Origin of the sequence: Roseovarius mucosus (assembly GCF_002080415.1) — a bacterium.
GTDB lineage: Bacteria > Pseudomonadota > Alphaproteobacteria > Rhodobacterales > Rhodobacteraceae > Roseovarius > Roseovarius mucosus_A.
Window position 1 is genome coordinate 1,776,345 of sequence record NZ_CP020474.1, and the last position, 25,781, is coordinate 1,802,125.

The following is a 25,781-nucleotide window of genomic DNA, read 5'->3' on the forward strand; positions in this document are numbered from 1 at the left end:
CGCTTTTGCGAAGGATAGACAACGCCAGCCTAAGCGGCCCGCGCGCCCGCGTCCATGCACGATGCCGGTGCAGATGTGCGGTCTGCCGCCGATGGCCCGGAATACTAGCGGGTCCTGCCCACAAAGTCAGCAAGAGGAGCGTGTCATGTTCAGAGGATCTTTTCCTGCCCTGGTCACGCCGTTCAAGAACGGCGCAGTGGATGTGGAAACGCTCAAGAAACTGGTGGAGTGGCACATCGGTGAGGGTAGCCATGGGCTTGTGCCCGTAGGCACCACCGGCGAAAGCCCGACATTGACCCATCAGGAACATGAGATGGTCGTCGAAGAGGTGGTGCGCGCCGCAGCGGGCCGTATTCCGGTTATTGCGGGCGCTGGAAGCAACAACACGCTTGAAGGCATCCGGTTGATGCAGCACGCCCACAAGGTCGGGGCGAATGCCGCGCTGGTCGTGACCCCCTATTACAACAAGCCAACGCAAGCCGGGTTGATTGCGCATTTCACAGCGCTGCATGATTGTTGCGATCTGCCAATCATCATTTACAATATTCCGGGTCGGTCCGTAGTGGACATGACCCCTGACACCATGGGCAAACTGGCGCAATTGCCACGCATTGTGGGGGTCAAGGACGCAACAGGCGATCTGGCGCGGGTCTGCGCCCAGCGCATATCCTGTGGCAAGGATTTCATCCAGATTTCAGGCGAAGATGCGACCGCCCATGGGTTCAACGCGCAGGGCGGGGTTGGCGTGATTTCCGTCACCGCCAATGTCGCGCCCAAGCTGGTGGCGCAGGTCCAAGAGGCGACGCTGGCGGGCGACTATGCCAAAGCGCTGGAATTGCAGGACCGTCTGATGCCGCTGCATCGCGCGATCTTTGTCGAACCGGGGCTGGTGGGCGTCAAATACGCCATGTCGCGGCTGGGGCTTTGCAGCGAAGAGGTGCGTTCGCCGTTGGTGGGCCTTAGCGATCCGACCAAGGCGCTGGTCGAAGACGGCATGCGCCACGCCGGATTGATCAACTAACCCATACTTGGCGCGCGGCGGGGGGCAAAACGCCCCCCGCCCGCCATTTTTATTGCACTTCTCCCGTGGGACGCGGGGTCAGAAGGGTCTCGGCGGGCAGGACCGGATAGGTCACTTCTGGCATCTTGCCGGTCAGCGCCCCGAGGAAGGCCACGATCTGATCAGCCTCAGCATCGTTGATTTCTTCCCCCAATTGCGACGTCCCCATGATCTGAACCGCGACCTTGAGATCCCAGACCTTGCCCGAGTGGAAATAGGGCGCGGTTTGATCGATATTGCGCAGGGGCGCAGCACGGAACACATAGGAATCATCAGCTGTTTCGGTCACGGCAAAGCGGCCACGGTCGTCAGGCGGCAGCACGTCGGCACCGGGTTTCTCGATCAGACCAAAGGGATAATAGCCATTGCCACCAAGGTTGATGCCGTTGTGGCAAGACGAACAGCCCTTGTCGATAAACAACTGAAGCCCCGCCTTTTGGCCGTCACTCAATGCCGCGTCGTCCCCATTGAGAAAGGCATCAAAGGGCGAGGGCGTGATCAGCGTTGCTTCATAGGCTTCAATCGCCTTGGCGAAATTATCGAAACTGACAGGGTTCTCCTCCTCAGGGAAAGAGGCGGTAAACCAATCAATATACTGCGGCATCGACATCAGTGTTGCGACGACGTTTTCCGGGGTATTGGCCATCTCGACACCTGCCTGAACCGGGCCTTTGGCCTGCTCGGCAAGGTCCGCCGCGCGGCCATCCCAGAATTGCGCCTCGTTGAACACGGCATTCAGAACGGTGGGCGAATTACGCGGCCCTTTTTGCCAGGCATGCCCAATGGAGGTCTCCATATTGTCATCGCCGCCCGTGGCGAGGTTGTGGCAGGAGTTGCACGAGAAAACACCCGAGGCTGACATGCGCGGATCAAAAAAGAGCGCCTTGCCAAGGTCGATCTTGTCCTCTGTGATCACGTTGTCATTCAACGCCGGGATGGTCGACGGCAACGGCGCAAAAAGCTCTTGCGCGCGCTCGCGCAGATCAGACGCAGCAGCGCCTTGCGCCAAGGCCAAGGCAGACAGGGTGCCGAGGATAAGTTTGAGAGGAGGGGTCACGGAATTGCTCCTTTAGCTTCGATGAGTCGCGCGTTTGAAACGATTCTAATCTAGCCAATGCCAGAGCGGATTGATCTGCCTCAATATCCCATGCAATTGCCCGAGACGTTCGCCGGATTAGGCGTTAGAAATCCAGTTGTTCGCTCTCAGTGTCTTTTCGCATCATTTTAGCCTCAAATGCGCGCGCAATGCGGCTATGCCTTGATTTCAGACCTCTTACGGGTCTAAGCCGCGCCGCAATACGTTGCCTTTGCAACACCTCTTAAAACGTCATTATCCGAGGATTCCGATGCAATTGCCTAATCTCGCCCCCGTGCCCGAACTTTATGTCTCTTACGAGAGTGCGCAAAAGCTCAAAGTCGAGGCCGCGAGCCTCACCAGCTGGGATCTCAGCCCGCGCCAGATCTGCGACCTTGAACTCTTGATGAACGGCGGCTTCAACCCGCTCAAGGGATTTCTGAGCGAGGCCGATTACGACGGTGTTGTCGAACACATGCGTCTGGCCGACGGCACACTCTGGCCGATGCCGATCACGCTGGATGTGAACGAAAAATTCGCTGACGGTCTGGAAATCGGTCAGGACATCGCTCTGCGCGACCAAGAGGGTGTGATCCTGGCAACCATGACTGTCACCGACCGCTGGACCCCCAACAAGGCGCGCGAGGCCGAGCATGTGTTCGGCGCGGATGATCTGGCACATCCGGCGGTGAACTATCTGCATCACACGGCTGGCAAAATCTATCTGGGCGGGCCTGTGACCGGCATTCAACAGCCGGTGCATTATGATTTCCGGGGCCGCCGCGATACCCCCAACGAATTGCGCGCCCTCTTCCGCAAACTTGGCTGGCGCCGCGTCGTGGCCTTTCAAACCCGCAACCCGCTGCACCGCGCGCATCAGGAACTGACATTCCGCGCCGCCAAAGAAGCGCAGGCGAACCTGCTCATTCACCCTGTCGTCGGCATGACCAAACCGGGGGACGTGGATCACTTCACCCGCGTGCGCTGCTATGAGGCGGTGCTCGACAAATACCCAAGCGCGACCACCACGATGAGCCTGCTCAATCTGGCAATGCGGATGGCAGGCCCGCGCGAGGCGGTCTGGCACGGCCTGATCCGCAAAAACCACGGCTGCACGCATTTCATCGTGGGTCGCGATCACGCTGGCCCGGGCAAGAACAGTCAGGGTCAGGATTTCTATGGCCCCTATGATGCGCAAGAGTTGTTCAAGCAGCATCAGGATGAAATCGGCATCGAGATGGTCGATTTCAAACATATGGTCTATGTGCAGGAGAAGGCCCAGTATTACCCGATTTCCGAAGTGCCGGAAGGCGCAACAGTGCTTGATATTTCCGGCACCGAACTGCGCCGCCGTTTGGCCGAAGGCCTGGAAATCCCCGAGTGGTTTTCGTTCCCCGAAGTGGTGCGCGAATTGCGCCGCACACGTCCGCCACGGTCCAAGCAGGGCTTTACCGTGTTTTTCACTGGCTTCTCAGGATCGGGCAAATCCACCATTGCCAACGCTCTGATGGTCAAGCTGATGGAGATGGGCGGGCGTCCCGTAACCCTGCTCGACGGCGATATCGTGCGCAAGAACCTGAGCTCCGAGCTGGGCTTTTCCAAGGAACACCGGGATCTCAACATTCGCCGCATCGGGTATGTGGCCTCTGAAATCACCAAGAACGGCGGCATCGCCATCTGTGCGCCTATCGCCCCCTATGCCACGACACGCCGCGCGGTGCGCGAGGATGTCGAGCAGTTCGGCGCCTTTATCGAGGTGCATGTCTCGACCAGCCTCGAGGAATGCGAACGCCGTGACCGCAAGGGCCTCTACAAGCTGGCCCGCGAAGGCAAGATCAAGGAGTTTACCGGGATCTCCGATCCGTATGATGTTCCCGAGAACCCTGAATTGCGCGTCGAGACCGAGAATGTCGATGTCGACAACTGCGCGCATCAAGTGATTCTCAAGCTCGAAAGCCTTGGCCTGATCGCCGGCTAAACGCAGCTAACTTAACGAAAAAGGGCCGTCCCCTGCGGGGCGGCCCTTTTGCCATCTGACCGGCTAAGCACGGGCCATCAATGCACCGTCACCGGCTCCATATTGTTCTGACGCGCAAGCAAAAACGCCAACTTGCGGTCTCGCACCAATGCCAGACGCTCACCCTCGGCGGTGTGCACCGCGTAAAGCGTGGTCAAATCCCCCACCTGTTCGCGCATGTCGGCGGGAAGATCACCCACTTTGACCGCGCGCACATAGACGATGGGGCGATCTGTATCCTGTCCGAAATCATATCGCGTATCCATGATCGCTTACCCCTTGTTGATCTTGATTCTCTGCACCACCGGTTCGGGCTGTGCCCGTGTCAGATCGACATGCAAAAGACCGTTTTCCATGATCGCCTCACCCACCTCGACCCCGTCTGCCAGCACGAAAGAGCGTTGAAATTGACGCGCCGCGATGCCGCGATGCAGATAGAGCCGGTCTTCGGCCTCATCGCTCTGACGGCCGCGGATTACCAATTGCCGATCCTCGACAGTGATCGCCAGATTATCCTCGGCAAAGCCAGCCACAGCCAGCGTGATACGATAGGAATTCTGCGAGGTCTGTTCGATGTTGAAGGGCGGATAGCCCTCGTTTCCAGATTTCGCGCTGCGTTCCAGCATGCGCTCCAGCTGTTCAAACCCCAGCATATAGGGGTGCGACCCCAGAGTAAGCTTTGTCATCGACACGTCCTTGAGCTTAAGCGACCGTCCATCTTGCAGGCCCCGTTTCGGCGGCCATGGATAGGAATATGGGGGCTGGTCCACAGGCGTGCAAGGGCTTTGCGAACGGGTTCCGATTCGCTATCTTAAACGCTCAAGAGCCCAGAGGAATCGCATGCCATGAATGCCTTCAGCGACCTGTCGATGAAATCCGAGGATGTGTTGCGCGTCGAGTTGGAGGAATTCCGTCGCGAGCATCGCGATTTGGATGAGGCCATTCGCGCGCTGCAAGACAAGGGCACGGCGGATCAGTTGATGATCCAGCGGCTCAAGAAGAAAAAACTCTGGCTGCGCGACATGATCGCAAGGATCGAGGACCGGCTTTACCCGGACATCATTGCGTAGGCCTACGTGATCAGTATAGTGCGCGCTTCGATACGAGGGGCGTTACATGGCAGGCGTAAAGATCGGCATCATCATGGGCAGTCAATCCGACTGGCCCACCATGCGCGAAGCGGCGCAGATTCTGGATGAATTGGGCGTAGCATATGAGGCGCGCATCGTCTCGGCACATCGCACGCCAGATCGGCTTTGGGACTACGGCAAATCGGCGGTCGCGCGCGGCTTGCAGGTGATCATCGCCGGGGCCGGCGGCGCGGCACATCTACCGGGGATGATGGCGTCCAAGACACGCGTGCCGGTGATCGGCGTGCCGGTGCAGACGCGGGCATTGTCAGGCGTCGACAGCCTCTACTCCATTGTGCAGATGCCAAAGGGGTTCCCGGTGGCTACGATGGCGATTGGGGCTGCGGGGGCGGCCAATGCCGGGCTGATGGCAGCGGCAATCCTTGCCATTTCTGACGCCGCGCTTGCACAGCGCCTGGACGATTGGCGCGCGGCGCTTTCGGCCTCTATCCCGGATGAGCCCAGCGATGAGTGAGATGCTTCCCACGGGTGCCACGATCGGAATCCTCGGCGGCGGGCAATTGGGCCGCATGCTCTCGGTTGCAGCCTCGCGGTTGGGGTTCAAGACCGTGATCTTTGAGCCGGGTGGCGATTGCCCAGCCAGCCATGTGGCGCATCAGCATATTCAGGCCGACTACACAGACGAAGACGCGCTGCGCCGCTTTGCCGGAATTGTCGATGTGATCACCTATGAATTCGAGAACATCCCCACCGCAGCCCTCGATGTGCTAGAGCGTGCGCGCCCAGTGCGCCCAGACCGCCGCGCCCTCAAGGTCAGTCAAGACCGCCTTCTGGAAAAATCGTTTCTGAGCGATCTGGGGCTGATGACCGCCCCTTTTGCTGCCGTGGATGATCCCGAGGACATGGCCGAAGCGATTGCCGAAATCGGCATACCTGCGATCCTCAAGACCCGTCGCTTTGGGTATGACGGCAAAGGGCAGGCGCGGATCATGTCCCCTACCGATGCCGAACAAGCGCTGGCTGACATGGCCGGGCAACCCGCGATCTACGAAGGCTTTGTCGAATTCTCCCACGAAGTCTCGGTCATCGCCGCACGTAATCAGGCAGGCGATGTCGCCTGCTACGATCCCGGCGAGAATGTGCATGAGGGCGGCATCCTGCGCACCACCACTGTGCCCGCACGCCTGACAGCGGCACAGCGCACCGACGCGGTGCTTTTGGCGGCCAAAATCCTCAACAGTCTCAAATATGTAGGGGTGATGGGGGTCGAGCTTTTCGTGACGCCCAAGGGCCTCATCGTCAATGAAATCGCGCCACGTGTGCATAACTCCGGCCACTGGACGCAGGCAGGCTGCGCCATCGACCAGTTCGAGCAACATATCCGCGCGGTGGCTGGCTGGCCTTTGGGCGATGGCACCCGCTATGCCGATGTGGTGATGGAAAACCTGATCGGCGATGACATGGACCGCGTGCCGGCCTTGGCGCGGGCATCCGGCGTCTCACTGCATCTCTACGGCAAGGCAGAGGTCAAGCCGGGGCGCAAGATGGGCCATGCCAACAAGATTGTATCCAAAGGCTGACCCCGGCTTCATCTGGCCCAAAATACCTCGGGGGAGTCCCGGACAACGTCCGGGACGGGGGCAGCGCCCCCTTCTTAATCCCCGACGGCTAAAAGCGCGCGCAACCCAGATCGGTAGTCAGGATAAATCAGCTTTATCCCCAACTCCTCTTTAATCCGTCGGTTCGAAACCCGCTTTGACTCCGCATAGAATGACCGCGCCATTGGTGTCATCTCGGCCTCGTCAAAGGCCACCTCTTCGGGCAGTGGCAGGCCCAACAAGTCTGCGGCATGGCCAATCACGTCTTGCGGCGGGGCCGGATCATCATCGCAGAGGTTATAGACCGCTCCCGGATTGGGGTGCTTGATCGACGCTTCCAGCACCTGCGCGATATCCTCTACATGGATGCGGCTAAACACTTGCCCCGGCTTTACAATCCGCCGCGCTGTGCCTTGGCGCACTTTCTCGAACGGTCCGCGACCGGGGCCATAAATCCCCGCAAGGCGAAAGATGTGCAGCGGCAAACCGGGGATCGCCTGCCAGTCCGCCTCGGCGTCAACCCGCATCTGGCCGCGTCTGGTCGAGGGGGTAAGCGGCGTTGCCTCATCCACCCAACCGCCTGCATGATCGCCGTAAACTCCGGTGGTCGACAGATAGCCAACCCAGGCCAGCCGGGGCGCGGCCTCGGCAATCGCATCGCGATACCGCGCCAACACCGGATCGCCCGCCGCATCGGGTGCGGCAGAAATCAACAGATGCGTGGCCGATGCCAAAGCGGGCCGCAAATCATCCTCCGGCCAAAGCGCGGGCGTCACCCCCTCGCTGCGCAAAACCTCGGCCTTGTCAGCGCTGCGGGTGGTGCCAATGATCTGCCAGCCCTGCGGCAACAGGCGAGCGGTAAGGGCGCGGGCGGAAAAACCGTGGCCAAAGGAAAGAAGCGTTTGTGTCATCGCCCTTACATGGCGCGGGCGGCAGGGATTGGCAAGGCGGCGGGGTTTCGCCTGCCCCATACAAGCCCTCTGGCGCGAAAAGGCGGATACAGGCATCTTGCACCCAGTGTTTTTCAGGAGCCGCCATGTCTTTGATCAGTCGCCGTCTTGTTCTGGGTTTCATCGCGGTTGCCCCGCTGGCCGCCTGTGCGCGGCCAGAGCCGGAAGTGTCCAGCCGCAACGCCCCTTTTGATCCGCCCCTCTATCCCAATGAAACGCCCGAGTTGCGTAGTCTGATCAACAAATATGCCGATCATTACGAGGTGCCGCGCAGCCTTGTGCATCGTCTGGCGATCCGAGAGAGCACGCATCGCCCCGGTGCGCGCAACGGGCCCTATTATGGCCTGCTGCAAATCCTGCCCCAGACGGCGCGCGGCATGGGGCATCGGGGGCCTGCCTCCGAGTTGCTTAATGCCGAGACCAATTTGAAATACGGGGTCAAATACCTGCGCGGGGCCTACATCGTGGCGGATGGCAATCCTGATGCGGCGATCATGTGGTATGCGCGGGGGTATTATTACGAGGCCAAGCGCAAAGGGCTTCTAGTGGAAACCGGCCTGCGCTCGGCCTGAGGGGCAGGTCACATCCAAGCCGATTGCGCGGTTGTCGACCCAGCGTTTACTTGACCGCTTTGCCCGCAATCACGGTGGCGTTCTTGCCACTGTTGGAATTCGCGGTGGCAAGAACCTTGGGCTTTTCCTTCTTGGGTTTCTTGGCCTCACGGTTGCTCTGGCTTTTTCCTTTGGACATGGGATCGTCTCCTGACGGATCCCGGTCAGGCGGGGTGCCGGGCCGGGTCGTGCTCAGGGGATCAGGGGGCCTGACAGGGTCAGGGCGATGAGCCCTCGGGCGCAGCAGGCACGGCGCGGGGCCGGTGCTGCAAAGTGCAAGATAAGCGGGCAGAGGGGCGGCGACAAGGGGGGTGATGAGCCGCTGCCCTTCTCCCGTCATACCCGCGAAGGCGGGGATCTCATGCGGCCTGTCGCGCCTTGTCCCCGGAAGAGGCAGCCGCGCGGTCGACGGGCCGCGGTCTGGCGAGGCAACGGTTGTGGCTGCCACTTTATCCCTGCCAAATACATGTGACCCAAAGACGGAGCACCACGCCTCAAAAGCGCCAGGCCGTCACGCCAAAGGCGTGCCGCTTAAATCGGCGCGCCTCCGGTGCGACGGGCGGCCCGGCGATCGCGCGGCGGCGCAGCAAGCTTTGCCTTGATCCCGCTCACAACTACTTGCTCTGTTTTGCTTTTGCATCAGCAACCATTGCAGGCAGGGTGAATGCATACCTAAGAAAAAGGTAAGCAAACTCGCGTGCCGCTTCACAATCCTCGTAAGTAGGGTCTTCATCATCCTCATGCATGGACGAATTCCCAAACAATCGAACCTGATCAAGCAGTTCAATCATATGATGCGGGAGGATCTGAAGTTTCTCCAGCCCTCGTATCCTTGCGTTAAGCATACCAGTCGCATCAGGATTAACGTGTCTAACCGCACGCTCCATAGCTTTTCGATAACATGAAGCTGCTGCACTGAATAAACCGCTTTCAAAGCTCTTTTCCGCTTCGATGTAGGGCTTTAACACATTCTCAGGGGTTGCTTCCGTCAACCGAGGTCCGGTTTTCTTGGGAAATGTTTCCACGATGTCTTGCTGGGAAAAATTCCAAGAAAAATGATTGTCTTGCGAAGGTCCGCTTGCTTTATTCGAGGTTTCAAAAATGAACATTACTACTTCATTGCAAACACCACATATGCCCATACTGTTCCAAGCATAGTCGCTACGCGGACTTTTTATGTCTCGTTCAATCTTAAAGCCAGCCATGCTCGTTTTGCAAAACGGGCAATCGAATTGAATTTCTATAGTCAATCTTCACGCCCCCTCAAACATCCAACTCCTCCACGAACCGCGCATTCTCGGAAATATACTGGAACCGCAGTTCCGGCTTTTTCCCCATAAGGCGCTCGACCAGATCGCCGGTCTGGCCGGGTTCGTCCTCGTCAATCGTCACGCGGATGAGTTTGCGCGAATTGGGGTCCATCGTCGTCTCTTTCAAATCCTTGGCGTCCATCTCGCCCAGACCCTTGAAGCGGCTGACGTCGATCTTGCCTTTGCCGCCCAGCCCCTTTTCCAGCCACAGATCGCGCTCGGCTTCATCGAGGCAATAGACCCGTTTTGACCCTTGGGTCAGCCGGTAGAGCGGCGGGCAGGCCAGATAGAGATGCCCCGCGTCGATCATCGGGCGCATTTGCGTGAAAAAGAACGTCATCAACAGCGCCGCGATATGCGCGCCATCGACATCAGCGTCGGTCATGATGATGATCTTGTCATAGCGCAGATCATCAAGATTGAACTTGCTGCCAAGGCTCACGCCCAAGGCCTGCGTCAGGTCGCTGATCTCTTGATTGCTGCCCAGTTTGGACGAGGCCGCGCCCAGCACGTTCAGGATTTTGCCACGCAGCGGCAAGAGAGCTTGGGTCTTGCGATCCCGCGCCATCTTGGCCGAGCCCCCCGCGCTATCGCCCTCGACGATGAACAGCTCCGTGCCGTCGCGGGTGCTGGAAGAGCAATCCACCAGCTTTCCGGGCAGGCGCAGCTTTTTGGTTGCGGTCTTGCGTTGGGTTTCCTTTTCCTGACGACGGCGCAGCCGTTCCTCGGCGCGCAGCACCAGAAAATCGAGAATAGCGCCCGCCGATTTGGTATCGGCCGCCAGCCAGTTGTCGAAATGGTCGCGCACCGCCCCCTCGACCATGCGGGCAGCGTCGGTGGTGGCAAGACGGTCCTTGGTCTGGCCCACGAATTCCGGCTCTCGGATAAAGCAGGACACGAGCGCACAACCCCCCGCGAGCAGGTCTTCGCGCGTGATCTGCGCGGCCTTGCGGTTATTGGACAGCTCGCCATAGGCCTTGATCCCCTTGAGGATCGCCGCCCAGAACCCGGCCTCATGCGTGCCACCCTCGGGCGTGGGCACTGTGTTGCAGTAGGATTGAATGAACCCGTCGCGCGCAGGTGTCCAGTTGATCGCCCATTCCACCTTGCCCGGAACGTTGTATTTGTCGCGGAAATCGACGGTGCCGGCAAAGGGACGCTCGGCATAGGTGGTGGCACCGCCCAAGGCCTCACCCAGATAATCGGCAAGGCCACCGGGAAATTTGAACGTGGCCTCTTGCGGGGTGTCGCCATCGCTGATCTCGGTTTTCCAGCGGATTTCGACACCGGAAAAGAGATAGGCCTTGGAGCGCGCCATCTTGAAGAGCCGCGCCGGTTTGAGCGTCAGAGAGCCGAATATCTCTGGATCAGGATGGAACGTCACCGAAGTGCCGCGTCGGTTGGGGGCAGCACCAATCTTGGCCAGGGGCGCTTGTGGAGTGCCGCGCGAGAACTCCATCATGTAAAGCTCGCGGTTGCGCGCAACCTCGACCCGCAGATGATCCGACAGCGCATTGACCACCGACGAGCCAACGCCGTGCAGGCCACCAGACGTCTGATAGCTATCGCCTGAAAATTTACCGCCCGCGTTCAGCGTGCAAAAGATGATCTCGAGCGCCGATTTCTTGGGGTCTTTGGGGTGTGGATCAACCGGAATGCCGCGCCCGTTGTCGCGCACGCTGACATGGCCGTTGGCGTGTAATTCCACCTCGATCCATGTGGCGTGGCCTGCCACCGCCTCATCCATCGAGTTGTCGATGATCTCGGCCACCATGTGATGCAAAGCGCGGTCGTCCTTGCCGCCGATATACATGCCGGGGCGCAGCCGGACATGCTCCATATCCTCGAGCACCTGAATGGAGGAGGCGTCATAATCGGATTTCGGGGTGGGCGAGAGAAGATCGTTCATGCCACTGCTCTTTTATGTTTTTTGGGTTGGGCGACAGTATGGCAGAGCGGGCGCGGCGGGGGAAGTGGCTGCGGCCTATGCGCCAGCCTGCGCGCGCAACCAATCGGCCATTTCCCCGGCATCATCCAGGCGCTGCGCAAGACGGATGATCTGCTGGCCGACGTCTTCGGGCTGCCACGCAATCTCGACCCCGTTCAGATCAAGACAGACATCCATTGCCTGATGCGCCGTGCGTTTGTTAGCATCGTTGAAGCAATGACCCTGAGAAATCGCCTCGGCATAGCTGGCGGCAAGATCAAAGACATCTTCGATCATCCCGTACAGAATGCGATTGTCGACACGCGCCAAGGCCCCTTCAAGCGATTTGTCGCGCGCAAGCCCCTGCAATTCACCGGGGTTGAGAACCGCATCGTGAATTGCCTCGACAAGCTCAGCCGAGAGAAGCACATAGCTCATTTGTCTTTGAGATACTCAAGCACCGGCTGGTTTTCGGCCCGACGCCTGCGCATAGAGGCCATAACCTCGTCCATCGTCGCATAACGCGGCTCTTGTTGCAGCGTGGCCTCTTCGGGCACCAGATACCCGATGCATTTGGAGTTCTTCATGATTGCCACCGGCTTGCCACCTGCCGCGTCGAGCACCTTTTGCGGTTCGCGCAATTCGGTGATGGTGCAGATCTGATTGGTATGCAGGCGCTTCATGGGGTGATCCTTTGAATGTATATTCAAATATACACTCAAACGCCCATTATTTCAACCTCTGCCGCAAGTAGCGCGCGCAGCCAATGAGTGCGGCGGTATCCTCGGAGATCAGATGGATCGGCATGGCTTCCATAATGGGCCGATACGGGCCCTTGGCGACAAACACCTGACGAAACTCTGGCCTATTGAGCAGCGGCGCCATAGCGCGGGCCAGTCCGCCGATCAGGAACACGCCTCCTGTCGCCATATGGGTGAGTGCCAGATTGCCCATGACAGCGCCCAGAATTTCCAGAAACAAAGCGAGTGTCTCAGCGCATGCTCCCTGACCCTGTGATGCGCCGGTCAGGATGTCCGGCGCGGTAAGGGTCACGCCACTGCGCAGACGGTGCAGGCGCACAAGCCCAGAGCCAGACAAGAGCGCCTCATAGGGTTTATGCGCCACTTCTGCGCCCAAGGCCGCGATCACCGCGTTGGCCGCATCGCCCAGATGCGGCAAACCGGAATGACCGGCCTCGGCGGGCGGCACTAAAAGGTCGGCACCAACCCGGTGCACCACCGCGATATTGCTGCCTGTGCCCAGACCCAGCACCATGCGCGGGCCGTTAGGGTCAGGATGCCCTGCAAACACAGGCATGATCCATGCGGGGTCAAGATCATCAAGCGCATAGCCCTGCGCCTGAAGGTCATTGATCAGATGCACCTCGGTTGCGCCTGTGGCATGGGCCATCTCGGCCCCGTCGATGAACCAATCGAGATTGGTCAGTTGCGCCGTGCCCGCCCGCACCGGCCCCGCCACACCGGCACAGATTGCGCGCGGGTGCGTGCCGTGCTCTGCAAGATACGCCGCCAAGATCGGCAAGAGCCCGGCAAACGCTGCGTTTTCAAAGCGCTGCACGCTGCCCGGTTTGAGCGCCGAGCCTGCTGTCAGCGCCACCCTTGTATAGCTTGCCCCGACATCGGCGACGAGGCTCTCACCACGCATCGCGCCAGCGCGCCACGGTCGCCCGTGCTGCCTGTGCCAGCATCACCACGTCGATGCCCACCGCCAGAAACTGCGCGCCACAATCGGCATAGCGCTGCGCCGTGGCGTGATCGAGCGCGAGGATGCCTGCGGCCTTGGGTGAGGCGGCGATCTGGGCAAGTGCCCCGCGAATGACCTCTTGCACCTCAGCCGCGTGGCTATCGCCCACATACCCCATATCGACCGCCAGATCGGAGGGGCCGATAAAGACGCCGTCCACGCCCTCGACCGCCAGAATATCCCCGAGCGCGTCTATACCGGCCATACTCTCGACCTGCACGATGAGACATATCTGGGCGTTGGCAGTGGGGATGTAATCCTTGATCCGAGAGAACTCAGAGGCCCGCGCCAGCGCCGCGCCAGATCCGCGGATACCCTCGGGCGGATAGCGGGTGGCGCGCACGAGGGCGCGGGCCTGATCCGCACTCTCGACCATCGGAATGATCAGGCTCTGCGCGCCTACGTCGAGCACCTGCTTGATTGCCCATGCTTCACCCATCGGCAGTCGAACCACCGGCAGGCTTTGCCGCCCCGCCAGCACCGCCAGTTGCGCCGAGATAGAGCGTAAATCGTTGGGCGCATGTTCCCCGTCGATCACCAGCCAATCAAACCCGGCACTCGCCAGAACCTCTGTCGCGTAAGGATCGGCAAAACCAGCCCAGCATCCAATCAGACGCTCACCGCGCAACAGGGCGGATTTGAAACGGTTTTCGGGGGCGGGCATCGCGGCACTCCTCTGGCTGTCCGGCGCAGCATAGACCGCGCCCGCGCGCTTTGGCGAGAGCCAAGACGGGGTTTACTTTGCCCGACATTCCCCCCAGAGATTGCCCAATGAATACGCATCTCAAAGGTCTGATCATCACCGCGCTCGGCGTGCTGTTCGTCGTGCCGGATTCGCTCTTTGTGCGGCTGATCGACGGCGACGCCGCCAGCATCGCCTTTTGGCGTGGCATCACGGCGGGGTCCGTCATCCTGACGGGCGTGCTGCTGTTTCAAGGGTTTCGGGGCATCCGCGAGGTTGCGAAAACCGGCAAGCATGGTTTGCTTTATACCTTTCTGATTGCCATCACCGCCCCCGGCTTTGTCTTTGCCGTAAGCCTGACCAGCGTCGCCAATGTGGTCTTTATCCTTGCCTCCATGCCGGTCTTTGCTGCGATTTTCAGCCGGATTTTTCTGGGCGAGTCCATCAGCAAACGCATGGTATTGACCATGGCAGGGGTGTTTGCGGGGCTTGGCGTGATCGCTTGGGGCTCGGGCGAGACGCATGGCGCGCATTGGCATGGCGATCTGATCGCGCTTGGCGTGTCGGCCAGCTTTGCCGGGGCGATGACCACGGCGCGGCAGTTGCGCGCGGTGTCGATGATCCCGGCTATTCCGCTGGCCTTTCTCGGGGCGTCGCTCGCGATCTGGCCTGCGGCACAGCCCATGACCGTCTGGCACGCCAACTGGCCCCTTATTCTGGCACATGGGGCGTTTATCAGCGTCTCAACCTGCCTGCTCACGCTGGGCCCGCGCTATCTGGCCTCGGCAGAGGTGGCGCTGCTCATCCTGCTCGAATCCGTCTTGGCACCGCTTCTCGTCTGGGCGGTGATCGGCGAAGACCCGGGGCCTTGGGCCATCCTCGGGGGTGTCGTGGTGATTGGCGCGCTCTTTGCGTCAAACCTCTGGGCGCTAGCGCATAACCGGCGCTTGCGCAACAGGCCACAGCCCCGCACCGGCCCGCCGGTCTGATCCTCAGGTGTCGCGATAGATCACGAAACACTGCCACCCGTCATCGCGGTGGCCCCGGTCGTGATAGCCCGCCGCGCGCAGACATTTTGCCGATGCCACATTGTCGGGATGAACAAAGGCAACCAGACGATAAAGCCAGGCATGATCCGCAAATGCACGCCGTGTGGCGCGGTGCACCAGATCCCGCCCAAGACCGCGGCCCCAATAGTCACGGCCCAGCCAATAGCTGATTTCGGCGGTATCGCTGCTGCTGGCATCCGCGCCAAAGGCAAGCCGCATCTGCCCGATGGGCTGCGCATCAAGTGTGACGGCCAGAACATCGTGATGATCGCTCAGACCTGAGATGTCGATCAGGTCGCGTGCCAGCGCCTGTGTCAGGGTGCCGGGCCATGCCTCATACATGTGCTGCCAGACTTCGGGGTCGGACAAAAGCCGCATATAGGCCGGCACATCCGAGGGCTGCCAGCGCCGGAAATTCAAAAGGCCCGGCGTTTTGACCTTCCATGACAAGGGAGTGGCAGGCGTAGACCGCAAGCACGTGCTGTCTATGTCGGCGATAACCCAGCCAATTTGCAGCGGATCATAGGCAAGGGCGATGTCGCGCGCATCACACCACGCTTTTTGCTCGGGTGTCAGAACGCCGTCCCATCGGCTTTGCATCGACGGTGCAGGGGCCTGCCCCGTCAGGAATGGTTTTCTGGTCCGATCAGTCACGTCGCGCCCCCCAAGCCTGCGGCGAAAAATGGTCGTTTGGCCCGATATGGGGGTGAGCAGGCGTTGTTCAAGAGAAGGGCCGACGGATCACGGATCGGGGCGGAGATCCTCCTCCGCCCCGTCGCTGGTGATGGCACAGGTCTAAGACCCGGATCAGCCGTCCGATGCGGGCAGCACACCGGCTTCGACGGCAGCGGCCACTTCCTCGGCGCTCAGTGCACCATCGGAATTGGCATCTGCCGTGGTAAAGGTCTCGGCGGTGGCGTCGGGTATCACTTGCTGAAACTCGGACATGGTCACATAGCCATCGCCATCCGCATCCATCGCGGAAAACTCGCCCGCGAATGCCATCACAGGCAGGCTCAGCGCGAGTGCAAATGTCGCGGCACCGAATTCCTTGGTCATTTGGGTCGTCCTTTCTCTGGTTAAGGGGCGCAGAGGCGCTCCCATGGACAGAGCATGCGCAGGCTTGATCCACCTGTCGCGGGGGGCGCTGATTTCGCGCCAAAAAGCGCGGAAACCGGCCAGATGCCGGGGGTGCGATACGCGGACCTACGCCGGTGTCAGCCAGCGGGCGAGAGGCCGCGCATCGCCAGGGGTGAATTGAGCAGCCCGGCGCCGATATGGGCCGGGTTCAGGCATGAGAGGAGCGCCGCCGATACGCCCGAGTCGCGTCAGGCGAGGGCTGCCGCCGGGCGGATCATGCCCGTTTCGATGCCGCGCCAATTGACGATGGGAGCGTTGCGATATTTGCGCGCCGCAGGATGCTCTGGGTCGAGCACACCGAGACGCACGAGGATTGAGGCAATCGCGCATTCCGCACCGCGCGTACCCCCATCAACGATCTTGAGCGCGACACCAAGCTTGCGCCGGGGCAGAATCGCAATGAAAAACGCCTCCGCCCCTGTCTTGAGCGCCACAGGCTCGGAACAGGCGCGCATGAGTTCGGTGCAGGCCCGCCCCTCACCCGCCACCAGTTCAGGATGCGCAACCATGGCCTGCCAAAGCCGAACGGCGGCGCGCTCGGCCACATCGCCGCTGTCTGACGCGCCCGCAAACCACGCCATCGCGCGGGCCATGCCATGCAGCGAACTGGCGTGATTGGGGGCGGAACACCCATCAATGCCGAAATAGGGCGACGTTTCCCCCGTGGCCTCTTCGAACGCCTCGAGCACGGCCCTTTGCACCGGGTGACTGGGATCAATGTAGTCGGCAGAGCCGCCCAGATGCCGGTTGAGCGTGAGAAAGCCCGCATGTTTTCCGGAACAGTTATTATGCACCTGACAGGGCGAGGTGCCGGAACACAACAAGGATTTATGCGCCGCCTTGTCCTGCGGGTCATGGGCACCGCAGCGCAGGTCATCATCACTCAGGCCCAGATCAGATAGCCAGCGATTGACACGCTCGGTATGGATCGCCGCGCCATTATGAGAGGCGCAAGAGAGCGCCAGTTGCTCCGAGGTCAGCCCATGCGCATCCGCCGCCCCGCTGGTGATCAGCGGTAAAGCTTGGAGCATCTTGCACGACGAGCGCGGTAGGATCGTCTCGGAAGGGTTGCCCCAAGCCTCGACAATCGCGCCCCCAGCGTCGCAAATCACCGCATGCCCAAGGTGCACGCTCTCAGGCGAGGGGCCGCGCCAGATTTCGGTGAACGGGACAGCATTGGTCATCGGTATACTCCGGCAGATCGGGGGACAGGCGAGATATGCGGAAATCCGCCAATTGCGTCTTTCACTTCTCGCGTGTTTCAGGCTAATATTGCAATGTCGAGACAGAACTGGTCGCATATAAAAATATTCCCGTAAAGGGTAGCTGGCGACCGAAGGATTTGAGGCTTAGGACAGCTTGGAGGCTGGACATATGATATCAAGATTTGCAGGCGGTATGGCCATCGCGGTGGCGATGCTGATCACACCCGCAGCACAGGCGCAAAGCACGAGCACCAATCAGGTGGCCACCAGCACGGCGTGGAGCGTGTTCGAGGACAGTGATCCGCGCGAATGCTGGGCGGTCTCTGCGCCCACGGAATCTGTCAACACCAAGGATGGGCGCGTGGTGGCGGTGCGGCGCGGCGATGTGCTGTTGATGACGTTCTTCCGCCCGGGTGCAGGCGTGCAGGGCCAGATTACCTTTACCGGTGGCTATCCGTTTGCCGGGGGCTCGACCGTAAACCTCAATATCGGCGGCACGCAATTCGAGCTGTTCACCGAAGGCGAATGGGCTTGGCCCGCAAGCACCGAGGATGACGCCCAAGTTCTAGCAGCGATGAAACGCGGCGCGGATGCGGTTCTGACCGCCCGCTCAGGGCGTGGCACAGTGACCAAGGATACGTTCTCTCTGCTGGGATATACTGCGGCAGTGGAAGAGGCCGAAAAACGCTGCAAGTAACCGCGTGCGTGTGCCTGTGGCGCTATGAATTCAATGCGGCGGGCCAGATCGGCACCGCCGCTTTTCGTGACAGCGTCGCGCTATCCCTGAGCCGTCAGGATCGCACTGACTTTGAGTGCGCGTTGCACATTGCCCTCAACCTTCAGCTTGCCTGACATATAAGCCATGACCGGGTTTTGTGCGCCAGACAGGATGTTGCGAAACACCTCGTCGCTGGCGCTTAGAACCACATCCGCCGCTTCATCCCCGGCGCGCGCGCCTGCCTCGCTGAGCATGACGCTGCCGTGGCCTGTAATCACAAGCTTGGCGAGGCCTCTGATATGGCCCTTGGCGCGGGGCGTGAGCGTCGTGATATAGTCGTCGATGATGGCACTCATGGGATGGTCTCTGTCGGGAATTGGGTTCGCGATAGATCACCCCGGAACACGTCCGGGCGCAAGCAAAACCGCGCGTCACATGATTTACCAGCGCGTCAGCGCATCCTCATCCGCATCTTTGGCGTCAACCCAATCGGCACCCGCGTCGGTCACTTCCTTCTTCCAGAAGGGCGCCCGCGACTTTAGAAAATCCATCAGGAATTCCGCCGCGTGAAAGGCATCGGCGCGGTGCCGGGCGGCGGTGGCGACCATCATGATCACCGCATCCGCCTGCAGGGTGCCATAGCGGTGGATGACCAGAACATCCCCAAGGCTCCAGCGTTCGCGCGCCTCTTCCGCGATCTTTTCCAGCGCCTTTTGCGTCATGCCGGGATAATGTTCAATCTGCATCGCCCGAAGGGACGCACCATCGAGATCACGCACAATCCCGGTAAAGGTCACAACCGCGCCCATCCCGGACTGTCGCGCAACAAAGGCATTTGCCTCGGCACCAAGGTCAAACGCGGCCTCTTGTACCCGGATATCCATGGCTCAACCCCCGGTCATCGGCGGAAAGAACGCCACCTCTCGGGCACCGGCCAGCGGCGCATTGAAATCGCTCAACTCTTGATCCACCGCCACGCGCAGCGCGTTCAGATCAGCAAACGCAGCCTCATACCGCTCTTCGCGCGCGCGCAGTTGGTTCACCAAGTCCATGACCGTGGCGGGTGTGGTATCAATCCGCTCCTTTGGAAGGCCGATCCGTTCCCGCACCCAAGCGAAATAGAGCACATCCATCATCTCTCATCCTTCAGATAGGGGATCGACTTGTTGAAATAGTCGAACCCCGTCAGCAGGGTTAACGCCGCCGCCAGCCACAAAAGCCAAATGCCCACGTGGCCGGCCCAAACCATGCCGGTGTATTTCCACGTCAACCCGTGCAAATCATCCTCGCGCCCCTCAAGTATGGACAAAACCAGATGATCATCCATGCCGAACACCGACATACCAAAATAGTGCTCGAACACACCTTGGGCAAACAGCACGGCAATCGCCACCATCTGCGCGGTGGTTTTCCACTTGGCCAATTGCGTGACCTTGAGCGTGCCTGCGGTGTCGCCCAGAAATTCGCGCAAGCCCGAGACAAACACCTCTCGAAACAGAATGACCGTGGCGGGCAGCACCAACCAGGGCGACATGCTTGAATAGCCGACGATCACCATCAGGGCGATGACCACCATCGCCTTGTCGGCAATCGGGTCCAGCATCGTGCCCAGCTTGGTCACTTGTTTCCAGCTGCGCGCCAGATACCCATCGAACCAATCGGTGATCGCAGCGCTGACGAACAGAATCAGCGCGAACCAATCGGCATAAGGTCTTGTAAAATATAAGAACATGACCGCTACTGCCGGGGCTGCCAGCAGGCGGAGCGTGGTCAGGATATTGGGCAAGGTCCACGTCATGGCCTCTGTTCTATCCTGTCACAGGCGCGAGGGAAAGCGCCCTTGATTGCTAGAAATCACGCAGCCTCCGAGTGGTTTCCGGATCCATGAACCCAGCAATCGTGGCCTCGGTCTCGTGGTCCATGGCGCGGCGCAGGTCAGTCATCGCAGTGGCGTTCAGAACCCGCTTCATCGCACGCACAGCCAAGGGGGGCAGATCGGCCAACCGGCGGGCAGTTGCCTTGGCTTCGTCCATCAGTTCTGCGTCGGGCACGCATTTCCACGCCAGCCCCATCGCGTGCAGGTCCGCCGCCCCGTAACGGTCGCCAAAAAACAGCATCTCGCGCGCTTTGTTGAGCCCCACAAGCGCAGGCAACAGGCTACTGACCCCGCCGGTGACAAAGAGGTTCAGTGACACCTCTGGAAAGAACCCCCGCGCCGATGTGGCCCAAATCGGGAAGTCGCAATTGATCGCCCACTCAAAGCCGCCGCCCACCGCCCATCCATTGATTGCGCCCACCACGGGTTTGTGTCCCAGAACGATGGCATCGGTCGCACGCTGGATCGCCTTCACCAGATCACGCGCCTCTTCCTCGGAGGTGGGATGCACATGCTCGCGCCGGTCGTCGCCTGCGCAAAACGCCTTACCCGCCCCAGTAAAAATGATCGCGCGGGTTTGTGCATCTGCATTCGCCCGCTCGAACGCCCGCGCCACATCGTCGATCAGGGCGCGGTTCATGGCATTCAGACTGCCGGGCCGGTTCAGCGTGATACAGCGCACGCCCTCGTCCACGATCTCGCTCAAGACGGTTTCATAGGTCACATCGGTCATTGGTTGCCTCTCAGCACACGCTTTGTCTTGCCCTCGGTCAGGGGAAAGGTGCCATGCGGCACCACTGTCACCCGCGCCGTGGCGCCCAGCTTGGTCTTGATCGCGGTGGCGACCTCTTCGGCCAGCCCATCTGTCACAGGCTGCCCCTTGGCCCGTTCCACCGTGACCGGCAGGGCATCATAAGGCGGTGGGCTATCGAGAATGATCCGGTAGTCGCCAGAGAGCGCCGCAAACTCGTTGATGACTGCCGCAACCATCGTCGGAAAGAGATTGAGGCCGCGCACCACCACCATATCATCTGACCGCCCCACCACGCGAAAGCGGAATCCGCTGCGCCCGCAGGTGCAGGGATCGGTTGCATCCACGGTGATGATGTCGCCGCTGCGAAACCGCACGAGCGGCTGACAATCGCGCGCCAGATGGGTCAGCACCAATTCCCCGGTCTGCCCCGCCTCAAGCGGCAGCGATGCGCCCGTCTCAGGGTCTATCAGCTCGGGATAGAGCACATCGGCCGCCATGTAATGCAGGCGCGTGTCGTGTTCGCATTGCGCTGCGAAATTGCAGAACACATCCGAGACGCCGTAATTGGCATTGCGCGGCTCCATGCCCCAGACATCCCGCAGGCGTGCGCGAAACGCCGGATCATCCAGCCCCGCCTCGCCGCCAAAGAGCCCCAAACGCAGGCCCAGATCGCGCGGTTTCAATCCCGGAAACTTGTCTGCAATCACCCGTTCCAGCACTGATGGATAAGAGGGTGTGCAGGAAATCGCGGTGATCCCCACCTCCTGAATGGTGCGTACCAATAATTCTGTGGACCCAACGCCAAAGGGCACCACCATCGCGCCCGTCGCCTGCAAGGTCATGTGATCGGTCAGCCCGCCCATCCACATCTGATAGTTCAGGCAATGCACCACGGTATCGTCGGGCGTCAGGCCAGAGGCGGATTGACAGCGCCCGCCCACCGCCTCTGTCACCGCGCAATCGCGGGCTGAGAGGGCCAAATTCATCGCCTGCCCAGTGGTGCCAGAGGTACGGTGCAACCGCACCGCCTCGCGCCGGGAGGCGGCCATATAGGTGCCGAACGGCTGATGTTCCGCCTGCGAAATCCGCAATTGCGCCTTGTCCGACAGCGGCAATTCAGCCAGATCGCGCAGGTCAGCAGGGGGTGTGCGCCCCTGCCATAGGTCACGGTAAAACTCCGACTGTGCCGCGACATAGGCGCTTTGAACCGCCCAAGCGGCGGCCTGATGCGCGCGCAGCCGGTCAGGGCTGGCAAATTCGGCTTGGTCAAGCAGGCTCATGGCTGCAATCCTCGTTCCCAGATGGTTGTGAGCGTGGCAATCACCGCCGCCCGGTCGGCAGACACATCGACCAGCCCCGCCTCACCCGAGAGATAGAGGCTGGAAAAATACTGATCCGTCATGCCACCCAAGGCATAGGCCCGGCGGGTCAACTCGGCCTCGCTCAGTGTACCCCGCCCCTCGCGGGCGAGCCTGCGGCGGGTGGCGGCCACAACGGTGTCGATCCATTCCCGATTGAGCCGGTGAAACGCGGCACGCGCCGCTGGAAAGGCATCAAGATGATGGATGAGGCATTTCATCAGCCCGCGATTGGCCTCGAATAGGCGGGCATAGGCCTCGGTCGCGGGGCGCATGCTGCGCTCGGGGCTGCTCTGGCTGGCGCGGATCATGCCCGCTTGCAGAAAGGCGGCAAAGCCTTGCAGCAGATCGTCGAGCAGATGCGCCTGATCGGGAAAGTAGAGGTAAAAGGTGCCATTGGCGACGCCCGCCTCTTTGCAGATGGCCCCGATGGTCAGATCCTGAAGCGCCGCACGTTCCAAAAGAGAGCATGCTGCGATACGCAGCGCCTGCGCAGTGCGGATACCCTTTGCCTCGCCCTCAACCTGCACAGCGAGAAACGCGGGATAGCTGGTGTGATCGGTGCGCGCGGGCATGAGCGACTCAGAAATGAAACTGAATTCATGTTCAGTTTTTGAGCATGCTTTGTCAAGCTGACTGATGCACAGCGTTCAGCCGCGTTCGTGGAAAAAATCGTAGAGCTTCTGGGCCATCGCGTCTGAGACCCCTTCGACCGCACGCAGGTCAGCGAGGTTGGCGCGGCTCACCGCCTTGGCACTGCCGAAATGCGCGAGCAGCGCACGTTTGCGGGCGGCCCCAATGCCCGGCACCTCATCCAGTGGCGTGGCCCCCACCGCCTTGGCGCGTTTCGCGCGATGCGTGCCGATGGCAAAACGATGCGCCTCGTCGCGCAGACGCTGCACGAAATAGAGCACCGGATCGTTATGGCGCAGCGCCATGGGATGTTTGCCCACGCGGTGAAACTCTTCCTTGCCGGCATCCCTATCCACGCCTTTGGCGACCCCGATCATCGGAATATCCTCAACCCCCATCTCACGCATGATACTGGCCACGGCGCTGACTTGCCCCGCCCCACCGTCGATCAACAACAGGTCAGGCCAATGCCCTTGGCTGCGATCAGGGTCTTCTTTCAACAACCGCTTGAAGCGGCGGGTCAGCACCTCTTTCATCATCCCGAAGTCGTCGCCCGGCGTGATGTCATCGCCCCGGATATTGAACTTGCGATAGTGGTTTTTCATCATGCCCTCAGGGCCTGCGACAATCATCGCGCCCACGGCATCGGTGCCCTGAATATGACTGTTGTCATAAACCTCGATCCGCTGCGGCGGGCCGGGCAGATCAAACGCCTCGGCCAAGCCGCGCAGCAATTTGCCCGTTGTGGCTGTCTCGGCCATTTTACGTGCAAGGCTTTCGCGGGCATTGCGCATCGCGGCGTCGACCAACTCGGCCTTTTCCCCCCGCAGGGGCACGTTCAGCGTCACCTTGCGCCCCAGCTTGTCGCTTAGCGCCTGCTGCATCAGATCGGCATTCTCGATCGGATGCGACAAGAGCAAGGCGCGCGGTGGTTCCTTGCTGTCATAGAACTGACCGATAAAGGCCTCGAGCGCCTCGGCCTCTTCAACATCCACACCGACACGGGGATAGAAATCCTGATTGCCCCAGTTCTGCCCGCCGCGAATAAAGAACACCTGCACGCAGGCTTGGCCCTGTTCCAGATGCAACGCGATCACATCGGCCTCGTCCACGGTGCGGGGGTTGATACCTTGGGCGGTCTGCACCTGCGTCATCGCCTTGATACGATCCCGCAGGGCAGCAGCACGCTCGTATTCCATCGCCTCGGCGGCCTCGGCCATCTGCACGGCCAGCTTTTCCTGAATCTCGGTCGAGCGGCCCGACAGATAACGCTCTGCATCGCTGACCTGCGTTGCATACTCTGCCCGATCAATCTTGCCCACACAGGGCGCGGTGCAGCGCTTGATCTGATATTGCAAGCAGGGGCGCGTCCGGCTCTCGAACATGGCATCCGTGCAATTGCGCAACTGAAACACGCGCTGCAACTGCGCCAGCGTTCGGTTGACAGCACCGGCACTGGCGAAAGGTCCGTAATAAGCCCCCTTTTCACGCTTGGCACCGCGATGTTTCTTGATCATCGGAAACTCATGCCCGGTGACAAGGATGTTGGGAAAGCTCTTGTCGTCGCGCAACAGCACGTTGTAGCGCGGCTTCAACTGTTTGATGAGGTTCTGCTCCAAAAGCAGCGCCTCGGTCTCGGTCGCGGTTGTGAGAAACATCATCGACGCGGTTTCTGAAATCATCCGCGCGATGCGCCCGGTATGGCCGGTGGGGCGGGCATAGTTCGACACACGCGCGCGCAGATTGCGCGCTTTGCCCACATAAAGCACCCGCGCCTGCGCATCGAGCATCCGGTAGACCCCCGGCGACGCGTCTAGCGTGCGCAGATAGTCCCGGATGACATCATGGCCGGGTTTGGGTGGGGATTCGGGGGCGTTTTCGGTCATCGGCTCTCAGATATGATTCCCCCCGAGTGCTGCAATGATCCGACCCGGAGAGCAAGAGGGAAGCTGTCCACGGTTTCTGTGGATAACTCTGCGGATAGGTTTCCGGGAAGTGGAAATTTTCCTTGGATTCGGCTGGGTTCGTTAAGATGCCTAATTTTTAGGCAGTTTATCAACGCATTGATATCTATCAACAAAAATATATGCCCTTGGCAAAATATTGAAAACACTAACGATTTTGTAACGCTTGCGTGACGAACCCACGGCCAGTGCAAAACTTTTTTCGTCGGACGCGCGTTTTACTCCACACCCAGAACATCAGGGGTCTGCCAACCCAGGTGCTGGCCCCCATCCACACAGAGCAATTGGCCCGTCACACCCGGTGCATTCAGGAAGTAGACAAGCGCCGCTGTGATATCCTGCGGATTGGCGCCACGTTGCAAAATGGTCGCCCGGCGCTGGTTCTGGAAATGGCTGTCGCTCTGGCGATGCCCTTGCAATGTCGGCCCCGGTCCGATGGCATTGACGCGCACCCGTGGGGCCAGCGCCTGTGCCGCAGTCCGGGTCAGCGCCCAGAGACCCATCTTGGCAATCGTGTATGTCATGAACTCGGGCGTCAACTTGTGCACGCGCTGGTCAATCATATTGATCACGAGCCCCTGCGCCACCGGCTCGTCATAGTCGTCCATGGTCGGTGCGGGCACCTGCGCCGCCATCTGCTGCGTCAGCACGAAAGGCGCGCGCAGATTGCTTTCCATGTGGCGATCCCAGCTCAGGCGCGTGGCGGTCTGAATGTTGTCATAGTCAAAGATCGAGGCGTTGTTGATAAGCGTGGTCAGCGGCCCGCCCAATGCTTGGGCAGCACGCGCCACCAGCGGTATCACCTGCGCCTCGTCCAGCAGGTCCGCCTCAAGCGTCACCGCCTCTCGCCCCAACGCCCGAATTTCATCGGCCACGGATTCTGCTGCCTCGCGCGAGGTGGCGTAATGAACGGCCACATCATGCCCTTGCCGCGCCAGCTCCAACGCCATTGCCCGGCCCAGCCGTTTGCCCGCGCCTGTCACCAAAGCCCGCGTCATG

At 60.6% G+C, this 25,781-nt stretch carries 31 protein-coding genes; 8 read left to right on the forward strand and 23 right to left on the reverse strand.

Annotated elements, in window-relative coordinates; all coding sequences use genetic code 11:
* Positions 1 to 145 precede the first annotated feature (145 nt).
* Positions 146 to 1,021 carry a 4-hydroxy-tetrahydrodipicolinate synthase gene (gene dapA / locus ROSMUCSMR3_RS08605; RefSeq protein WP_037297888.1) on the forward strand — a complete coding sequence of 292 codons (876 nt, stop codon included), beginning with the start codon at positions 146 to 148 and terminating at the stop codon, positions 1,019 to 1,021.
* Positions 1,022 to 1,070: 49 nt separating this feature from the next.
* On the opposite strand, the gene ROSMUCSMR3_RS08610 is transcribed toward dapA, so the two are convergent.
* Positions 1,071 to 2,117, reverse strand: coding sequence for a cytochrome-c peroxidase (locus ROSMUCSMR3_RS08610; protein WP_037297886.1), 1,047 nt, complete (start codon positions 2,115 to 2,117; stop codon positions 1,071 to 1,073).
* 289 nt (positions 2,118 to 2,406) lie between these two features.
* On the opposite strand from ROSMUCSMR3_RS08610, the gene ROSMUCSMR3_RS08615 reads away from it, so the two are divergent.
* Entirely contained in the window at positions 2,407 to 4,113 is a 1,707-nt protein-coding gene (locus ROSMUCSMR3_RS08615; RefSeq protein WP_008281436.1) for a bifunctional sulfate adenylyltransferase/adenylylsulfate kinase, read from the forward strand.
* Between the two features lie 77 nt (positions 4,114 to 4,190).
* On the opposite strand, the gene ROSMUCSMR3_RS08620 is transcribed toward ROSMUCSMR3_RS08615, so the two are convergent.
* Positions 4,191 to 4,418, reverse strand: coding sequence for a DUF1150 family protein (locus ROSMUCSMR3_RS08620; RefSeq protein ID WP_008281435.1), 228 nt, complete (start codon positions 4,416 to 4,418; stop codon positions 4,191 to 4,193).
* Positions 4,419 to 4,424: 6 nt separating this feature from the next.
* Positions 4,425 to 4,838 carry an Hsp20 family protein gene (locus tag ROSMUCSMR3_RS08625; protein ID WP_037297884.1) on the reverse strand — a complete coding sequence of 138 codons (414 nt, stop codon included), beginning with the start codon at positions 4,836 to 4,838 and terminating at the stop codon, positions 4,425 to 4,427.
* A gap of 159 nt (positions 4,839 to 4,997) precedes the next feature.
* Here ROSMUCSMR3_RS08625 and ROSMUCSMR3_RS08630 point away from each other — a divergent pair, with 159 nt between their 5' ends.
* Genes ROSMUCSMR3_RS08630 through ROSMUCSMR3_RS08640 form a run of 3 tightly spaced genes read left to right on the forward strand, consistent with a single transcriptional unit; the run spans position 4,998 to position 6,823 of the window.
* Positions 4,998 to 5,222 carry a YdcH family protein gene (locus ROSMUCSMR3_RS08630; protein WP_008281433.1) on the forward strand — a complete coding sequence of 75 codons (225 nt, stop codon included), beginning with the start codon at positions 4,998 to 5,000 and terminating at the stop codon, positions 5,220 to 5,222.
* 46 nt (positions 5,223 to 5,268) lie between these two features.
* Entirely contained in the window at positions 5,269 to 5,757 is a 489-nt protein-coding gene (gene purE, locus ROSMUCSMR3_RS08635) for a 5-(carboxyamino)imidazole ribonucleotide mutase (protein WP_008281432.1), read from the forward strand.
* Positions 5,750 to 6,823: a 5-(carboxyamino)imidazole ribonucleotide synthase gene (locus ROSMUCSMR3_RS08640; protein ID WP_081507061.1), complete on the forward strand. Its 1,074-nt coding sequence runs from the start codon at positions 5,750 to 5,752 to the stop codon at positions 6,821 to 6,823. The genes purE and ROSMUCSMR3_RS08640 overlap by 8 nt, the downstream gene beginning before the upstream one ends.
* A gap of 74 nt (positions 6,824 to 6,897) precedes the next feature.
* Here the strand turns inward: ROSMUCSMR3_RS08640 and ROSMUCSMR3_RS08645 are convergent, their stop codons facing one another.
* Positions 6,898 to 7,752 (reverse strand): SDR family oxidoreductase, encoded by an 855-nt coding sequence (locus tag ROSMUCSMR3_RS08645; protein ID WP_081508583.1) that lies wholly within the window; start codon positions 7,750 to 7,752, stop codon positions 6,898 to 6,900.
* Between the two features lie 125 nt (positions 7,753 to 7,877).
* Here ROSMUCSMR3_RS08645 and ROSMUCSMR3_RS08650 point away from each other — a divergent pair, with 125 nt between their 5' ends.
* Entirely contained in the window at positions 7,878 to 8,363 is a 486-nt protein-coding gene (locus tag ROSMUCSMR3_RS08650) for a lytic transglycosylase domain-containing protein (protein WP_081507062.1), read from the forward strand.
* Between the two features lie 46 nt (positions 8,364 to 8,409).
* Here ROSMUCSMR3_RS08650 and ROSMUCSMR3_RS21775 read toward each other — a convergent pair whose 3' ends face one another.
* The 7 genes from ROSMUCSMR3_RS21775 to ROSMUCSMR3_RS08680 form a co-directional block, all read right to left on the reverse strand.
* A complete protein-coding gene (locus ROSMUCSMR3_RS21775; RefSeq protein ID WP_008281428.1) occupies positions 8,410 to 8,541 on the reverse strand; it encodes a hypothetical protein in 132 nt (43 codons plus the stop codon).
* Positions 8,542 to 9,016: 475 nt separating this feature from the next.
* Positions 9,017 to 9,607 (reverse strand): DUF4145 domain-containing protein, encoded by a 591-nt coding sequence (locus tag ROSMUCSMR3_RS08655; protein ID WP_081507063.1) that lies wholly within the window; start codon positions 9,605 to 9,607, stop codon positions 9,017 to 9,019.
* A gap of 58 nt (positions 9,608 to 9,665) precedes the next feature.
* Complete coding sequence (parE, locus tag ROSMUCSMR3_RS08660; RefSeq protein ID WP_081507064.1) at positions 9,666 to 11,621, reverse strand: DNA topoisomerase IV subunit B; 1,956 nt, start codon at positions 11,619 to 11,621, stop codon at positions 9,666 to 9,668.
* Between the two features lie 75 nt (positions 11,622 to 11,696).
* Positions 11,697 to 12,077: a type II toxin-antitoxin system death-on-curing family toxin gene (locus ROSMUCSMR3_RS08665; RefSeq protein ID WP_081507065.1), complete on the reverse strand. Its 381-nt coding sequence runs from the start codon at positions 12,075 to 12,077 to the stop codon at positions 11,697 to 11,699.
* Complete coding sequence (locus ROSMUCSMR3_RS08670; RefSeq protein ID WP_081507066.1) at positions 12,074 to 12,322, reverse strand: hypothetical protein; 249 nt, start codon at positions 12,320 to 12,322, stop codon at positions 12,074 to 12,076. Before ROSMUCSMR3_RS08670 ends, ROSMUCSMR3_RS08665 begins: the two co-directional genes overlap by 4 nt.
* 46 nt (positions 12,323 to 12,368) lie before the next feature.
* On the reverse strand, positions 12,369 to 13,304 hold the full coding sequence (locus ROSMUCSMR3_RS08675) for a glucokinase (protein WP_081507067.1): 936 nt from the start codon (positions 13,302 to 13,304) through the stop codon (positions 12,369 to 12,371).
* Entirely contained in the window at positions 13,294 to 14,067 is a 774-nt protein-coding gene (locus tag ROSMUCSMR3_RS08680) for an aldolase/citrate lyase family protein (protein ID WP_081507068.1), read from the reverse strand. The genes ROSMUCSMR3_RS08675 and ROSMUCSMR3_RS08680 overlap by 11 nt, the downstream gene beginning before the upstream one ends.
* 107 nt (positions 14,068 to 14,174) lie before the next feature.
* Here ROSMUCSMR3_RS08680 and ROSMUCSMR3_RS08685 point away from each other — a divergent pair, with 107 nt between their 5' ends.
* On the forward strand, positions 14,175 to 15,074 hold the full coding sequence (locus tag ROSMUCSMR3_RS08685) for a DMT family transporter (protein WP_008281421.1): 900 nt from the start codon (positions 14,175 to 14,177) through the stop codon (positions 15,072 to 15,074).
* A gap of 3 nt (positions 15,075 to 15,077) precedes the next feature.
* Here the strand turns inward: ROSMUCSMR3_RS08685 and ROSMUCSMR3_RS08690 are convergent, their stop codons facing one another.
* The 3 genes from ROSMUCSMR3_RS08690 to ROSMUCSMR3_RS08700 form a co-directional block, all read right to left on the reverse strand.
* A complete protein-coding gene (locus ROSMUCSMR3_RS08690; RefSeq protein WP_157667283.1) occupies positions 15,078 to 15,788 on the reverse strand; it encodes a GNAT family N-acetyltransferase in 711 nt (236 codons plus the stop codon).
* A gap of 153 nt (positions 15,789 to 15,941) precedes the next feature.
* On the reverse strand, positions 15,942 to 16,193 hold the full coding sequence (locus tag ROSMUCSMR3_RS08695; protein WP_008281419.1) for a hypothetical protein: 252 nt from the start codon (positions 16,191 to 16,193) through the stop codon (positions 15,942 to 15,944).
* Between the two features lie 269 nt (positions 16,194 to 16,462).
* Positions 16,463 to 17,458: an asparaginase gene (locus ROSMUCSMR3_RS08700; RefSeq protein WP_008281418.1), complete on the reverse strand. Its 996-nt coding sequence runs from the start codon at positions 17,456 to 17,458 to the stop codon at positions 16,463 to 16,465.
* A 214-nt stretch (positions 17,459 to 17,672) separates the two neighbouring features.
* On the opposite strand from ROSMUCSMR3_RS08700, the gene ROSMUCSMR3_RS08705 reads away from it, so the two are divergent.
* Positions 17,673 to 18,176, forward strand: coding sequence for a hypothetical protein (locus tag ROSMUCSMR3_RS08705; RefSeq protein ID WP_008281417.1), 504 nt, complete (start codon positions 17,673 to 17,675; stop codon positions 18,174 to 18,176).
* An 80-nt stretch (positions 18,177 to 18,256) separates the two neighbouring features.
* On the opposite strand, the gene ROSMUCSMR3_RS08710 is transcribed toward ROSMUCSMR3_RS08705, so the two are convergent.
* The 9 genes from ROSMUCSMR3_RS08710 to ROSMUCSMR3_RS08750 form a co-directional block, all read right to left on the reverse strand.
* Positions 18,257 to 18,553, reverse strand: coding sequence for an SCP2 sterol-binding domain-containing protein (locus tag ROSMUCSMR3_RS08710; RefSeq protein WP_008281416.1), 297 nt, complete (start codon positions 18,551 to 18,553; stop codon positions 18,257 to 18,259).
* A gap of 84 nt (positions 18,554 to 18,637) precedes the next feature.
* Positions 18,638 to 19,081, reverse strand: a complete 444-nt coding sequence (locus ROSMUCSMR3_RS08715) for a molybdenum cofactor biosynthesis protein MoaE (protein WP_081507070.1) — start codon at positions 19,079 to 19,081, stop codon at positions 18,638 to 18,640.
* Between the two features lie 3 nt (positions 19,082 to 19,084).
* A complete protein-coding gene (moaD, locus tag ROSMUCSMR3_RS08720) occupies positions 19,085 to 19,330 on the reverse strand; it encodes a molybdopterin converting factor subunit 1 (protein WP_081507071.1) in 246 nt (81 codons plus the stop codon).
* A complete protein-coding gene (gene pgsA, locus ROSMUCSMR3_RS08725) occupies positions 19,330 to 19,995 on the reverse strand; it encodes a CDP-diacylglycerol--glycerol-3-phosphate 3-phosphatidyltransferase (RefSeq protein WP_008281413.1) in 666 nt (221 codons plus the stop codon). Before pgsA ends, moaD begins: the two co-directional genes overlap by 1 nt.
* A 49-nt stretch (positions 19,996 to 20,044) precedes the next feature.
* Positions 20,045 to 20,806 carry an enoyl-CoA hydratase/isomerase family protein gene (locus tag ROSMUCSMR3_RS08730; RefSeq protein ID WP_008281412.1) on the reverse strand — a complete coding sequence of 254 codons (762 nt, stop codon included), beginning with the start codon at positions 20,804 to 20,806 and terminating at the stop codon, positions 20,045 to 20,047.
* Positions 20,803 to 22,107, reverse strand: a complete 1,305-nt coding sequence (locus ROSMUCSMR3_RS08735) for a phenylacetate--CoA ligase family protein (protein WP_008281411.1) — start codon at positions 22,105 to 22,107, stop codon at positions 20,803 to 20,805. Before ROSMUCSMR3_RS08735 ends, ROSMUCSMR3_RS08730 begins: the two co-directional genes overlap by 4 nt.
* Complete coding sequence (locus ROSMUCSMR3_RS08740; RefSeq protein ID WP_081507072.1) at positions 22,104 to 22,760, reverse strand: TetR/AcrR family transcriptional regulator; 657 nt, start codon at positions 22,758 to 22,760, stop codon at positions 22,104 to 22,106. Before ROSMUCSMR3_RS08740 ends, ROSMUCSMR3_RS08735 begins: the two co-directional genes overlap by 4 nt.
* A gap of 75 nt (positions 22,761 to 22,835) precedes the next feature.
* The gene (uvrC, locus tag ROSMUCSMR3_RS08745; RefSeq protein WP_081507073.1) at positions 22,836 to 24,704 is read right to left on the reverse strand and encodes an excinuclease ABC subunit UvrC; all 1,869 of its coding nucleotides are present in this window, start codon (positions 24,702 to 24,704) and stop codon (positions 22,836 to 22,838) included.
* Positions 24,705 to 25,000: 296 nt separating this feature from the next.
* The gene (locus ROSMUCSMR3_RS08750) at positions 25,001 to 25,780 is read right to left on the reverse strand and encodes an SDR family oxidoreductase (protein ID WP_081507074.1); all 780 of its coding nucleotides are present in this window, start codon (positions 25,778 to 25,780) and stop codon (positions 25,001 to 25,003) included.
* Between the last annotated feature and the right edge of the window lies 1 nt (position 25,781).